11 protein-coding genes are annotated in these 14,442 nt (G+C 47.5%); all 11 read left to right on the forward strand.

Going from position 1 to position 14,442, the window contains the following annotated elements; genetic code table 11:
• Nucleotides 1–97 precede the first annotated feature (97 nt).
• Nucleotides 98–664, forward strand: coding sequence for an RNA 2',3'-cyclic phosphodiesterase (thpR, locus tag KAI36_RS05905; RefSeq protein WP_220027240.1), 567 nt, complete (start codon nucleotides 98–100; stop codon nucleotides 662–664).
• A gap of 111 nt (nucleotides 665–775) precedes the next feature.
• Complete coding sequence (locus KAI36_RS05910) at nucleotides 776–1,588, forward strand: cell wall hydrolase (protein ID WP_220027241.1); 813 nt, start codon at nucleotides 776–778, stop codon at nucleotides 1,586–1,588.
• Between the two features lie 155 nt (nucleotides 1,589–1,743).
• Nucleotides 1,744–2,427 carry a metal-dependent hydrolase gene (locus KAI36_RS05915; RefSeq protein ID WP_104496511.1) on the forward strand — a complete coding sequence of 228 codons (684 nt, stop codon included), beginning with the start codon at nucleotides 1,744–1,746 and terminating at the stop codon, nucleotides 2,425–2,427.
• A 465-nt stretch (nucleotides 2,428–2,892) separates the two neighbouring features.
• The gene (gene gltB, locus KAI36_RS05920; protein WP_068938671.1) at nucleotides 2,893–7,491 is read left to right on the forward strand and encodes a glutamate synthase large subunit; all 4,599 of its coding nucleotides are present in this window, start codon (nucleotides 2,893–2,895) and stop codon (nucleotides 7,489–7,491) included.
• A gap of 321 nt (nucleotides 7,492–7,812) precedes the next feature.
• Nucleotides 7,813–9,450 carry a sensor histidine kinase gene (locus tag KAI36_RS05925; RefSeq protein WP_028543112.1) on the forward strand — a complete coding sequence of 546 codons (1,638 nt, stop codon included), beginning with the start codon at nucleotides 7,813–7,815 and terminating at the stop codon, nucleotides 9,448–9,450.
• Between the two features lie 116 nt (nucleotides 9,451–9,566).
• Complete coding sequence (locus KAI36_RS05930) at nucleotides 9,567–10,205, forward strand: response regulator (protein WP_029516189.1); 639 nt, start codon at nucleotides 9,567–9,569, stop codon at nucleotides 10,203–10,205.
• 282 nt (nucleotides 10,206–10,487) lie between these two features.
• Nucleotides 10,488–11,231, forward strand: a complete 744-nt coding sequence (locus tag KAI36_RS05935) for a YveK family protein (RefSeq protein WP_023987416.1) — start codon at nucleotides 10,488–10,490, stop codon at nucleotides 11,229–11,231.
• Entirely contained in the window at nucleotides 11,215–11,853 is a 639-nt protein-coding gene (locus KAI36_RS05940) for a CpsD/CapB family tyrosine-protein kinase (RefSeq protein WP_220027242.1), read from the forward strand. The genes KAI36_RS05935 and KAI36_RS05940 overlap by 17 nt, the downstream gene beginning before the upstream one ends.
• Nucleotides 11,854–11,892: 39 nt before the next feature.
• Nucleotides 11,893–12,786 carry a UTP--glucose-1-phosphate uridylyltransferase GalU gene (gene galU, locus KAI36_RS05945; protein WP_220027243.1) on the forward strand — a complete coding sequence of 298 codons (894 nt, stop codon included), beginning with the start codon at nucleotides 11,893–11,895 and terminating at the stop codon, nucleotides 12,784–12,786.
• A gap of 16 nt (nucleotides 12,787–12,802) precedes the next feature.
• Nucleotides 12,803–13,501 carry a sugar transferase gene (locus KAI36_RS05950; RefSeq protein ID WP_220027244.1) on the forward strand — a complete coding sequence of 233 codons (699 nt, stop codon included), beginning with the start codon at nucleotides 12,803–12,805 and terminating at the stop codon, nucleotides 13,499–13,501.
• Entirely contained in the window at nucleotides 13,501–14,436 is a 936-nt protein-coding gene (locus KAI36_RS05955; RefSeq protein WP_104496508.1) for a glycosyltransferase, read from the forward strand. The genes KAI36_RS05950 and KAI36_RS05955 overlap by 1 nt, the downstream gene beginning before the upstream one ends.
• The last annotated feature ends 6 nt before the right edge of the window (nucleotides 14,437–14,442 follow it).

A 14,442-nucleotide genomic window follows, 5' to 3' on the forward strand; every position in this document is an offset into this window, starting at 1 on the left:
ATATAACAACAAATGGCTTTACCCTGATCAGGGACAATCCAAACAGCTACTTTTTGATAATATCCACAAATATCTATAGGAAAGGAGGTAAAAGTTGATGAAAGATGAATCGCAAAGACTTTTTACAGCTATTGCTCTCCCGAATGAGCATAAGAAGAAGTTACGTGATTGGGTGGAGCAGGATTTGAATGACCTGTCTTTTCGCAAATGGAGTGATTTCAGAGATTATCACGTGACACTTCAGTTTTTGGGTGATGTGGAGACTGCGGCTATACCAAAACTTGAGCAGGTTTTAGTTCAAGCTGCAGCTGAGCATAGCCCGTTCACGCTCGGCATTGGAGAAGCGGGCTTTTTTGGCCGTGAAGAATTTCCGCGTGTATTGTGGAGGGGAGTGACCGGGCAGCGTGAGTCACTGGATCAACTGTACCACTCCATAATCCAGGCTACCGAACCGCTGGGTTTTAAACCCGAGGAACGACCTTATCGACCTCATATCACCCTAGCACGTTCGTACACAGGAGAACAGCCTATTCCACCGTCTATTTGGCAGCCAAATGACCGATGCGACGAGCCGTGGGAAGTGGGAGAATTTGTTTTATATGCAACCCGAATGGGGCAAAAACCAATGTACCAAATAATTCAAACATTCCCATTAATGAGGTGAAACCCTTGATCTATCAGCGAATTTAGTGATATAGTGTTTCAGCGTTATTCAAAAGGCGCATTTTGGGTTACATATCTGAGGAATGTGCTTAAAGTTAACGGGAGGAACATTATGGAAATCGTTAAAGAACATCGTTGGTTTGCACCTCTTTTGAGTGTGCTGCTTGTTTGTATATTGGGGATAGGCCTCTACGCTGAGGTTCAGCAAACACAGAACAATCATAAAAATGCACCTATGCAATCTCTGAGCTGGTCAGGGAACTCTTCGGCTCCTTCATATGGCGACAGGATGGGGACCCATAACGGGTCAAACAGGACAAGCCCCATCTTTGTCGCTGCTCATGGGCAGCCAAGCTGGAAAGAAATCATGCCGACTCCGTTACCCGCTTCCCAGATGAAGCAGGCGGAACAAGCTCGGAATAACGTTGCTACAGGCAAGAAAAAGCCTGAGGTCCAGCATAGCAAGTCCGCAATCCTAACCCCTCCTACAACCATCTACTTTACGAAGACAAAAATGCTCACTCAGGATGACAAGGCGTTGTCTACCTGGAGCTATCCTGTCTCCGCTAAAGAACTGCTCCTGCTGCAAAAAATAGTGATGGCAGAAGCAGAAGGCGAACCGTACGAAGGCAAAGTGGCAGTTGCCAACGTTGTCTTAAACCGGCTGCGGTCAGCCCCATTTCCCGATACGATTCAGGCAGTGATTTATCAAAAAGCGCAATTTAGTCCGGTCGCGAACGGGCGTCTTCGTCGTGTTCAGCCCAACCAGGACAGCATCCGTGCGGTTACTGCTGCTTTGAACGGCCATAAAGCCGTGCCTGATAACACCTGTTTTTTCCTGTCGCTTACGTTGGCCCAGGACCTTACGGTTCATCATTCGCGTACCAAGGTGAAAACTATCGGTCATCATACCTTTTATAAATAAAGGCAGCCTTCTACAAATAACAGCCCTTTCTAAACAATAGGGTTCAGCTTTGTGAACGGATTTTGTGGTACAGGTGAAGCCAGTATGCAAAAGAGGTATAATGGGTAAAGGAAAGTAACCAAAGTAATGAAAGTGACAAAGGAGGCGTAGATGATATGAAAATCACATATTATGGACATTCAGTTGTACTGGTAGAGGCAGAGGGGAAACGGATTATTATTGATCCTTTTTTGACGGGAAATCCTAAAGCAACCGTACAGGCCGAGGATATTCAGGTGGATGCCGTACTGTTGACACACGGTCATGCCGATCATTTTGGAGATGCTGTTGAAATTGCCAAGCGCAATGATTGTCCAGTAATCGCGGTCGCGGAACTGGCCGAATATTGTTCATCCTTGGGGGCCAAAGCTCACGGTATGAATCTGGGTGGGGGTCACCACTTTGACGGTTTCCATGTGAAATTCACACTTGCGTTCCACAGCTCATCTTTGACGGTGGACGGAAAACCCATTTACATGGGAGAGCCTGCGGGGATTTTATTGACCATGGGAGGCCAAACCTTTTTTCATGCAGGGGATACTGGCCTGTTTGGCGACATGCGTCTCATTGGGGAAACTAACTCCATTGATGCTGCGGTATTGCCGATCGGAGATGGTTATACGATGGGACCGGAGGATGCACTGCTGGCAGCAAAATGGCTGCGTGCAAGCCGCGTAATACCGGTGCATTACAATACGTTCCCGGGTATTGAGCAGGACGGAGACGGCTTCTGTGATCGTCTGCACAAAGAAGGCATTGAAGGGAAAGCATTGAAGCCCGGCGAAAGTCTCGAATTTTAATACGGATATCTGATTTGCGGGTATGCACTTGATGGTCTATAAACTCATCAAATCTCCTTTGTCAGCCTTTTCTGTTCCTTAGAGGAATAGGGAAGGCTGTTTTTTTAAAAAGTGAATATTTATACATAAAAATGAGATATTTTTGCATTGATACGTTGAAGCTGTAATGTAAAAGATTTATTATCACAATCATAAAAACTTTGAATTGCTAACATGATAGGTCAATGATAAAATGATAGAACTAATTAGATTCATCAGTGGAATCGACGTATTTTTCAAGTCAAGCCATTGCATAATTATTGAAAAACATACGCATTCAGCGGACCGTACCGCCTTGAATACGTCACATGTTTTGTCCCCCATTCCTCGTAGTTGTTCTTTGAGTTACCTCTTGTTGCCACTGTCTTCTATTCGGCCGCCTGTATTTCAGGCCAGCATGACTTTATAACAGAAAGGTTGCGTTCCATGAGACAGACAGGTTTACCACCCAAACAGGGTCTATATGATCCCCAATTCGAAAAAGACGCCTGCGGCATGGGCTTTGTTGCCCACATCAAGGGAAAACCATCGCACGATATTGTAAGTCAGGCTTTGACCATGCTCGTGAATATGGAGCATCGGGGCGGTCAGGGAAGTGAACCAAACTCCGGTGACGGAGCAGGGATTATGATTCAGGTCCCTCATCTGTTTTTTCAAGAGGAAGCGGAGCGACTGGGTTTCAAATTGCCAAAGGCCGGACATTATGGCGTTGGTATGCTTTTTGTATCCAATGATCCCAAAGTTCGTGAGGTGCATGAGCAGAAGCTAAGAGATATCATCGTGGACGAAGGTCAAAATTGTTTGGGTTTTCGCGATGTTCCAACTTATGACGAAATGCTGGGGAAATCGGCAAAAGCAGCTAAACCGGGCGTGCGTCAGGTATTCATCGGTCGCAGTAGCGATCTGAAGGAAGAGCTGGACTTCGAACGGAAACTGTATGTCATTCGCAAACGTGCAGAGCTTGCTATTCGCTATAACCAAGAGGATGAGAACGGCGAGTCGTTCTATATTCCAAGTTTGTCATGTCGCAAGGTTGTATACAAAGGTATGCTGACAACCGAGCAGGTAGGCAAATTTTATCTGGATTTGCAGGATGAGCGGGTGACATCGGCGATCGCGCTGGTCCATTCCCGTTTTAGTACGAATACGTTCCCGAGCTGGGACCGTGCGCATCCTTATCGTTTTATGATTCACAACGGTGAAATTAATACTATGCGCGGCAACGTGAACTGGATGCATGCTCGCCAGGCGCAGTTTGAAAGCGAAGCGTTTGGTGGAGATATCAAGAAGGTAAAACCAGTTATTAACCCAGATGGCTCCGATACAGCCATGTTTGATAATACGCTGGAGTTTCTGTATCTGAGCGGACGTTCCCTTCCTCATGTAGCCATGATGATGGTGCCGGAGCCTTGGAACAAGCATGAAACCATGGACCCGAAGAAGCGAGCATTTTATGAATATCACAGCACCATGATGGAACCGTGGGACGGACCTGCTGCAATGGCGTTTACAGACGGTATCCAGATTGGGGCAATTCTCGACCGCAACGGTCTGCGTCCTGCACGTTATTATGTGACCAAGGACGATCTGATCGCACTGTCTTCAGAGGCGGGTGTATTGGATATTGCTCCTGAAAATGTGCTCTATAAGGATCGTCTCCGTCCGGGTCGTATGCTGTTGGTTGATACCCAAGAAGGCCGTATCGTTTCTGACGAAGAGTTAAAGGAACGTATCGCTTCCGAGGAACCTTATCAGCAATGGCTGGATGAGCACTTGGTTGATCTGGATGAGCTGCCGGAAGCACTAGAACAGCCAGAGCCTAAACATGAAAATGTAAATCAGCTTCAGCTCGCTTTTGGATATACGTTTGAAGAACTGCGCAAAATTCTGGAGCCGATGGCACTTACAGGTGCAGAACCGATTGGCTCAATGGGCTACGACGCACCATTGGCGGTGCTGTCTGATCGTCCGCAACGTTTGTACAATTACTTTAAACAAATGTTCGCCCAAGTCACGAACCCGCCGATTGACGCCATTCGTGAAGAGATTGTAACGTCAACCGCAACTACGATTGGGCCAGAGCGCAATTTACTGCATCCAGAACCGGAAAGCTGTCGTCAAATTCGTTTGGATTCACCGGTGTTGTCGAATGAGGAGTTTGCCAAAATTCGCCACGTACACCGTCCTGGCTTCAAATCAATGACAATTCCGATCTTCTTTGAAGCGAAGGAAGGTGCTGAGGGTTTACGCAAGGCGCTGGAAGGATTGTTTGAGGCGGCTGACCGTGTCATTGACAAAGGTCATAACATCCTGATTTTGTCCGACCGTGGAGTGGATGCGGAAAATGCAGCCATTCCGGCGTTGCTAGCTGTTTCCAGCCTGCATCACCATCTGATTAAGCAGGGTACACGTACACGTGTGAGCATTTTGCTGGAGTCCGGGGAGCCAAGGGATATTCACCATTATGCGGTGCTGCTTGGCTACGGTGTGAGCGCGGTTAATCCGTATCTGGCTTTTGAAACGCTGGATGTCATGATTCAGCAGGGCTTGCTGCGCGGCATCTCGCACGAAAAGGCAGTTAAAAATTATATTAAAGCGGCAACAAAGGGTGTCGTTAAAATATTGTCCAAAATGGGTATTTCCACGATTCAGTCGTACCGTGGAGCACAAATTTTTGAGGCCGTAGGTCTGAAGCAGGATTTTGTCGACCGTTATTTCACCTGGACACCTTCCCGCATTGGCGGTATCGGTCTGGAGGAAGTGACTACGGAAGCGCTGGTTCATCATAACCGTGCTTTCACCGACAAGGACGGCAACGACAAAGTGCTGGATTCGGGCGGCGACTATCAATGGCGTAACGACGGGGAAGAGCATTTGTTTAACCCGCAAACGGTGCATTTGCTCCAGCAGTCGGTTCGCTCTGGAGACTACAAGTTATACAAGAAATACGCCAAGCTGGTGCAGGGCGAAACGGAACAGCATTTAACGATCCGCTCCATGCTTCAGTTGAAGCCTACGGGTGAGCCTGTGCCGCTGGAAGAAGTGGAATCGGCTGCATCCATTATGCGTCGCTTCAAGACAGGAGCCATGTCCTTTGGCTCGATCAGTCAGGAAGCGCATGAAGATATGGCGATTGCAATGAATCGGATCGGTGGCAAGAGCAATACGGGTGAAGGTGGGGAGAACCCTGCACGTTTCATACCGGATGCCAATGGCGATTCTCGTCGCAGTTCGATTAAGCAGGTAGCGTCGGGCAGATTCGGTGTAACATCGAATTACTTGGTGAATGCCGACGAAATTCAGATCAAAATGGCGCAAGGCGCGAAGCCGGGCGAAGGTGGACAGCTGCCAGGGCGTAAGGTATACCCTTGGGTCGCTGAGGTACGTGGTTCTACGCCAGGAGTAGGTTTGATTTCACCACCGCCGCATCACGATATTTATTCTATCGAGGATTTGGCAGAGCTCATCTATGATCTCAAAAACGCTAATCCACGTGCTGACATTAACGTAAAACTGGTGTCAGAGGTAGGCGTAGGCACGATTGCTACAGGGGTAGCAAAAGGCCGTGCTGACATCATTCTGGTCAGCGGTTACGACGGTGGTACAGGCGCCTCCCCGCAAGGCTCCATCCGCCATGCGGGTATGCCTTGGGAGCTGGGTCTGGCGGAGACGCATCAGACGCTGATGTTAAACAACCTGCGCGACCGCGTGGTATTGGAGACAGACGGCAAGATGCTGTCTGGCCGCGATTTGGTAGTAGCTGCCCTGTTGGGCGCGGAAGAATATGGCTTCTCTACAGCGCCGCTCGTGGCGTTGGGCTGTATTATGATGCGGGTATGCCAAATGGATACATGTCCAGTTGGTGTGGCTACGCAGAATCCGGAGCTGCGCAAAAATTATATGGGCGATCCTGCCCATGTGGTGAATTTTATGCGTTTCATCGCAGAAGATGTCCGCGAAATTATGGCGGAATTGGGCTTCCGTACGATTCAGGAAATGATTGGACGTACGGATTGTCTGGATACCGTGAACGCCGATTCACACTGGAAGAAGAAGGGCGTAGATCTGAGCTTGCTGTTGCATGTTCCTGAGTTGGAAGAAGGTAGTGTACGTTACCGCGTACAACGCCAAAATCACGGTCTGGAAGAAACACTCGACATGCAGCAGCTCGTACCGATGGCTGCGGAAGCGCTGGAGAACGGAACGCCTGTTGAGGGTACCTTACCTATTACAAACGTGAATCGGGCGGTAGGAACGATTCTGGGCAGCGAGGTCACCCGTAAGTATGGAGCGGCGGGTCTGCCTGAGGATACGATTCGCTTTAACTTTATTGGATCGGCAGGTCAAAGCTTCGGGGCATTTATTCCGAAAGGCATCACGCTGAGTGTGGAAGGCGATAGCAATGACTATGTTGGTAAAGGGTTATCTGGCGGTAAGGTTATTGTGAAAAAGTCTCACAAAGCGACCTTTAAGGCAGAAGAGAACATTATTATCGGAAATACAGCCTTGTATGGAGCGACCAGCGGTGAAGCTTACATTAGCGGAATCGCAGGCGAGCGCTTTGCCGTTCGGAACTCCGGCGCACGAATTGTAGTTGAGGGCGTTGGGGATCATGGTTGCGAATATATGACGGGCGGACGTGTAGCGGTATTGGGTGGAACCGGACGGAATTTTGGAGCCGGAATGTCCGGAGGTATTGCATATGTCTATGACCCTGAGGGGACGTTCCTGAGCCGTTGTAATCTGGAAATGGTGTTGCTGGAAGGTGTGGAAGAACCTGCAGAAGCAGCGGATTTGCGCGGCTTGATTCAACGCCATGTTACTTACACGGGTAGTGAAGCGGGACAACGTATTTTGGATGATTGGCAGACTGCGATTCAGCAGTTTGTACGGGTGATTCCAAAGGATTACAAGCGTATGGTTGAACAGATCCAAAAAGAAGAGGCAACTGGTTTGAGCGGAGATGAAGCTCTGTTGGCAGCATTTGAAGCCAATATGCGTGAATTGGCGCGTGCCGGGGGCTAAAATGTAGACTACCAAATTTACTAAAAAAGGACTCGCTGAATACCGCTGTTATAATCACGGTGGTACCAGCAAGTCTTTTTTAAATTACTAAAAATGTGATTCATTTCCTTGACAAACGTCATAAATTCTGACATTACCCCCAAAATGTTTTCCTGAAACGGTAAATATGTTATAAAAAGTACCAAATTTTTTGGAATGTAACCGTTTACGTAAGAGTTTATGTCTTGTTATTTATTTTTGGATTGGTTATGATTTTTTTAGAGTACACAAACAAACCTAATATGCCCATCGTCCCTTCAAAACACAGAATAGGGTGACAGGATGAAGTTGAGGAAGTCAGCAGAAGACAAAATGATTTTTTTATACCGTTATGTATCACTATCTTTAACGTCACTTGTTTTTCTGTTCGAATCATCTAGGTTAATCGTGTGGCAGAAGCTATTACTGATTGGTTTTCTATTTTTATCCGTTACAGCATTTACTTGGATTTACCGTAAATACAGACTTCATGATATGGTATTGAAATGCAGCATTGCACTAGAAACAGCAGGGATCATTTTGTTGTTATTCCCAACCGGAGGGATGGATAGCCCGTTCAAATGGTATGTGATTACCCCCATGCTGGTGGCTTGTGCTCATCTGTCTATGAGATACAGTTGGACACTCCTCCTTTCTTATATCGGCTTGGTGCTTACATTTTGTTATATCTTTTTTACACCAGGTCAATATTTTTTGTGGGATCTTATATTGCAGAATATCAATTTGTTTCTGGTACTGATCGTAACTACGATGGCAATGCAGGTTATCGGCGTCATGAAGGACGAACTGAAGGTGGCTAAAGAACAAGCCAATGAGACGATGGATCATATCAAGTCGATTTACCACATCATGGAGACGACCAGCCACAATGAGGCTTTAAATCTCGGCCAGGTCATCTCAGACTATACTGTCAAGCTAACAAAGCAGAGCCGTGCATTTTTCTGGCTGGATAGTCAGGAGGAGGATGCACCGGAAAGCAGCCAGACAGGCTGGACGGTAGAGGAGGAGGAGCAGCTATTTGAGGAGCTGGGGAATTATCGGGAGGAATTCAGGGAAGAGCGTGAACCATTTTTCAGACATCTGCCAGAATGGGGCGATTTCCTCATGATCACAGTACCGATGACGACCCGTTTTGTAGCGACGATTGGCCTCAAGCTGGGCCCGGATCAAAGTCTGACAGGAAGACGCTGGCTCGTGCAACAACTGATATTCTTGGCTGAGCTGAGCGCTGTGTTCTTGGAGCGCTATGAGCTGGAGCGTATTGAAAATCAGCTGATTGTGACGAATGAGCAGAACCGGATTGCAAATGAAATGCATGACAATGTTTCTCAAAGTCTTTTTGGTATTGTGTACGCAACGCATTCTCTCCGGCAAACCTGGTGTCATCAGCCAAAGGAGCAGGTGGAGGAGCAAATTGATCTAATTCAGCAATCTGCCAACCAAGCGGTTAGAGAGCTGAAAGGGGCGATTCATAGTCTAAGCTCGAAAAAAAGCGGAGGCTCAACTTGGTTAGGGACGGTGAAAAGTCATCTGCATACACTCTCCAAGCTGAACCATGTACAAATTGATTTTGACATTCATGGTGATCATTATTCACTTCCGTATTTGTACCAAAAGGCTTTGTTCCGCATCATTTCCGAAGCGGCGGGGAACGCAATCCGTCATGGATTGGCCAAGCGAATTGATGTGAAGTTAAAATTGACGCCCCAAGTGATTAGACTGTCTATTCATGACGACGGAGTAGGGTTTGAGACGGCGAGAATGGTAGCAGGAGGTGAGGCGGTCAGTGCAGGCGGGGGCCTGGGCATGATGAATATGGAATATTTAGCTCAATCGATGGGAGGCGAATTTGATATTTCAAGTCGAATCGGAGAGGGAACACAGATCCGATTGTCCATTCCGGTAAATGCTTATGAATGAGGATTTTGCAAAATCCTCGAATAAAATGTGTGAACATTCTGCAATACAAAATCTGCGGTAACAATCGGATACATAGGGATTATGCAAATCCTGAACTGTAGACAGGAGGCCGAATCATGAAAATTGTCATTGTCGATGATCATCCTTTAGTACGGAAAGGACTCGCTGCGGTTATATCCATGCAGCCCAATGTTCAGTTTGCGGGAGAGGCCCAGAATCAACAGGAAGCACTTGTGGTGATCGAGGAAACGGATCCGGATTTGGTGCTGCTGGATTTGAAACTAGCTGATGAATCGGGGCTGGATATTATCAAGATAGCGCGCGGACGCGGTTTCAGAAGCAAATTTATTTTGCTGACCTCTTCTGCAACACGTGAAGATTTTCTGAAAGCAGAGGAAGCTTCCGTGGACGGTTATGTGCTTAAGGAAGCATTGCCTGAGGAATTAATTTACGCGATTCATCTTGTCAACAAAGGACGCAAATATTATGATCCGGCTATTCTCGAAAACAAGCTGCGTGAAGATGCGGGCAATCTGACCGACGACCTGACACCAAAGGAAAAGGAAGTGCTGGTCGAGCTGGGACAAGGAGCTTGCAATCGTGAAATTGCATCCCGGTTATTTATCAGTGAGTTCACAGTCAAAAAGCATGTCAGTCAGATCTTGGCCAAGCTGCGGCTGGCGGATCGTACGCAGGCAGCATTGTATGCCAATGCTATCGGTCTGGCAAAGTACGAGCCAACAAACATGGTATGATGCGCTGACTCTATAAGCTACGCTGCACTTTCATATGCGAGTGGAAAGAAAAGCCTCAAAATCACCAAGCTTTGTGATTTTGAGGCTTTTTTCGATTTCTTTTTCCATAATCGACAAAGCATGGTACAAAAGTATACCATGCCGTATCCGAAAGTATACATTTCCCTCCCCCCGTAGTGAGGGAGAAAGTGCCATTCGGTTCCATGTCGTTCACGCAACGGATTGTTACAATTAGATCATACTTAAAATAAGAAGAGAAAATGTGTAGGAGGGAGGATTTTTGTGGAGAAAACCATTTTGGATTATCTAGTCCTGATCAAAAGAAGATTGTGGCTGATCGCAATTTTTGTCATTCTCTCATGTGTAACAACATACTTTGTGAGCGACAATGTTGTGAAGCCAGTCTATTCCGCTTCAAGCCAACTGCTGGTTAATCATATTTCCGCCAAGCAGGGGAGCAACAATCTGAACGACGTCAACACAAGTCTTAATTTGGTGGAAAGCTACAAGCAAATTCTCACTTCACCTAAAATTATGGACGCTGTTGTAGCGGCTCATCCCGAGTTCGGTTTGACGCAGCAGAAGTTGGCAGAGAAGCTGCAGATTAAATCCTCGGATAAAAGTCAGGTTATCGGTTTGACGTTTGAGGCAGGGAGCTATCCACAGGCCGCAGCGGTTGTAAACGCGGTAACCCAGAAATTCGTACAGACAGTTCCGGGATTGATGGAATTGAATAATGTGAAAATTTTAAATGAAGCGGACCCTCAGGCCAATCCTGACCCGATTAATGGGAACCCGCTCATGAATATTGCGATTAGTTTTCTCGTATCGCTGATGATTGCATTGGGCACGATTGTGTTCCTGGAAAGCATTAACGGCACGCTGCGCTCGGAGAAAGAAGCGGACGCGGACATCGGCATTCCGGTAATCGCATCGATTCCAGTCATTCGCAAGAAGGACGTCGATGGAGCAGCCGGTAATTCCAAAGAACGGGTAGGGGAGCGTAAATATGCTGCGATTGAATGACATGTTGATTACAGAAAGTAATCCATCATCGTATATCTCGGAATCATTTCGATCCCTCCGTACATACATCCGGCAGCAGGTGATTGGGCAAAAGGACCGTGGCACGGTTCTATTGTTGACCTCGCCGGAAAGCGGAGCGGGTAAAACTACATTGCTCGCCAACATCGGAGTTTCCTTTGCACAAGAAGGCAAGAAGGTGGCTCTGGTAGATTGCAATCTGCATAAACCAGCGCTGCACGAGATATTCGGAATGGAGAATACCGGAGGTCTATCGGCTTATTTGCGCGGTGGGGCTTCTTCCAAGTCTATCGTTAGGCATGGTGGGCTGGAGCTATCGGTTGTTCCCGGTGGAGACACCCTGTACAACGCAGCAGATATGCTCGGTAGCGAACGTATGGCTGAGCTGCTGGAAGAGCTCAAACGTGAATATGACATCATTTTACTCGATTCGGCTCCGGCGCTGAATTATACGGATGCTCGCCTGATTGCAGGCTTGACGGATGGTGTGATTCTCGTTGCTAGACATGGTCGTACCAAACGGGAAGATCTACGCAAAACAAAGCAACTCATGGAGCAGGCCAGTGCGACGCTGGTTGGAATTGTGATGAATCAGGTGAAGTAAGCAACACCAAAATTCGATGAAGCAAGGAGAATGAGTGCGATGACGAAAAGAGTGAAAAAGGCCATTATTCCAGCAGCAGGGTTAGGTACGCGCTTCCTCCCTGCCACAAAAGCGATGCCTAAGGAAATGCTTCCGATTATCAACAAGCCTACGATTCAATATATCGTGGAAGAAGCGATTGCTTCGGGTATTGAGGACATTATTATCGTTACGGGTAAAGGCAAACGTGCCATTGAGGACCACTTTGACAACGCATTTGAGCTGGAATCCAAACTGCTCGAGGACGGTAAGCTGAAGCTTCTGGAGGAAGTACAGCGCTCTTCGGGAGTGGAAATCCACTACATTCGCCAAAAAGAACCCAAAGGTCTTGGACATGCGGTATGGTGCGCAAGACGCTTTATCGGGGACGAGCCGTTTGGTGTGCTGCTGGGCGATGATATCGTAACAGGTCAGAAACCTTGCCTGCGCCAGCTGATGGATCAGTATGAGGAAACTCAAAATTCGGTTATCGGTGTGCAGCGGGTACCGCAGGAATTTACGAACCGGTACGGCATCATTGAACCGGATCAGCAGGACGGACGCTTGTACCGAGTGAATAATTTTATAGAAAAACCGGCTCCAGGCACAGCGCCATCCGATTTGGCTATTATGGGTCGCTACGTGTTCTCGCCGAAAATTTTCAAATATCTTGATCTTCAGGAAAAAGGAGCTGGCGGCGAAATTCAGTTGACGGATGCGATCCAAAAGCTGAATCAGAGTGAGCGTGTGTACGCCTATGATTTTGAAGGCACACGTTATGACGTAGGTGAGCGTCTTGGATATATTTTAACCACACTTGAATTTGCACTTGCCAGCGATGATTTGAAGTATCCGGTTATAGAGGCCATGAATGAATGGTTGAAAAAGACCGAGAAAGCAACCACGGCAGGTTGAGAGGGGGTACGTCAGCATGAGCATGGAAAATTTACCGGAGGACGGCGAGGCTGTCATGTCAGGTAAAGCGTTTTACATGCCATACGGAAATACACAAATTCAGGATAAAACGTCCTACCTGGTCACAAAACGCCTCCTTGATATGCTGCTGTCGTTCGTGGGCTTGATCGTCTTGCTTCCGCTTTTTATAGTGGTAGGCGTTTTGATTAAGCTCGAAGACCCAAAGGGAAGTGTGTTTTTCAAGCAAACTCGGGTGGGCAAGAATGAGAAGTTATTCGATATGTATAAATTCCGTTCAATGGTGTCCAATGCAGAGGAACTGAAAAAGGACTTGATGGAGCTGAATGAAGTGAGCGGCGCCATGTTCAAAATTAAAAACGATCCTCGGATCACGAAAATTGGTAGTTTTCTGCGCAAGACGAGTATTGATGAGATTCCGCAGCTGTGGAACGTGTTGGTCGGCGACATGACCTTAGTCGGTCCGCGTCCGCCGTTGCCCAGCGAGGTCGAGCAATATTCCGATTATGATAAGCAACGCCTGATTGTAACACCGGGATGTACGGGTTACTGGCAGGTGAGCGCACGTAACAGTGTAGGCTTCGAAGAAATGGTGCAAATGGATTTGAAGTATATTCATGTTCGCAATACGTGGCTGGATTTGAAAATTATCATGAAAACAGGCGTTAAAATGCTGTTCTCCAAGGATGCTTACTGATGGATGCATTCAAGCGATGTCCCGCAGTGTCCGTCGTTATTTGCACCTATAACCGGGCGGACCTGCTGGAGAAAACGTTAATGTCCCTGCTGGAGCTGGAAGACCTTGCACTGGCTGAGATCATTGTGGTCGATAACCGATCCACCGATCATACAGCAGCGACGATCAAAAGGTTCACCGTCGCCCATGGTCAGAATATTCATCTCCGATATCATTATGAGCGCGAACAAGGACTGTCTGCTGCTCGTAATGCAGGCATTACGTTATCGAGAGCGGAAGTCATTGCTTTTCTCGATGATGATGCAATTCCGTGTGTTACATGGTTGCAAACGATTATGTCAGCATTCGGGAACAATCCTGAGCTGACGGCTATGGGTGGGAAAATCGACCCTATGTTTGAGACGGAACGACCGGGTTGGCTAACAGGCCCGCTTGAACTGCCTTACACGATTATTGATCTGGGCAAAGCCGTTCGTGAATATCCGTCGGGACTGAATCCATTTGGAGCGAATATGGCGATGCGCAAAACGGCTTTTGCTGCCGTTATGTTCCCTCTTCATCTAGGCAGAAAGGGAGATATCCTTCTATCAGGTGAAGAATCGTGGGTATTCGAGCAAATCCGTAAAAATGGTGGAACGATTATGTATCATCCACACATGTCTGTGGAACATTTTGTGCCGGCTTCACGGTTAACGAAAGAATGGATCATGAACCGCTACTATTGTCAGGGCATGTCTAACGCTGCTCAGGCCGTAGGTCTGCGCGGCAACGCGATGCTGATGGCGAAGACGGCAGCCAGAGTGTTATACATCACTGTGGATTCCCTGCTGGCACGTAGTGAGGGCAGGAAGCTGTTGAACCGGTGCAGGCTTGAAAGTATCCGTGGGACGCTGGATACATTGCGCAACCGGAAAAGCGAGTCAGCTGCGGGGTGAAAGATG

This window comes from Paenibacillus sp. S02, assembly GCF_019454065.1.
Classification (GTDB): Bacteria; Bacillota; Bacilli; order Paenibacillales; family Paenibacillaceae; genus Paenibacillus; species Paenibacillus polymyxa_B.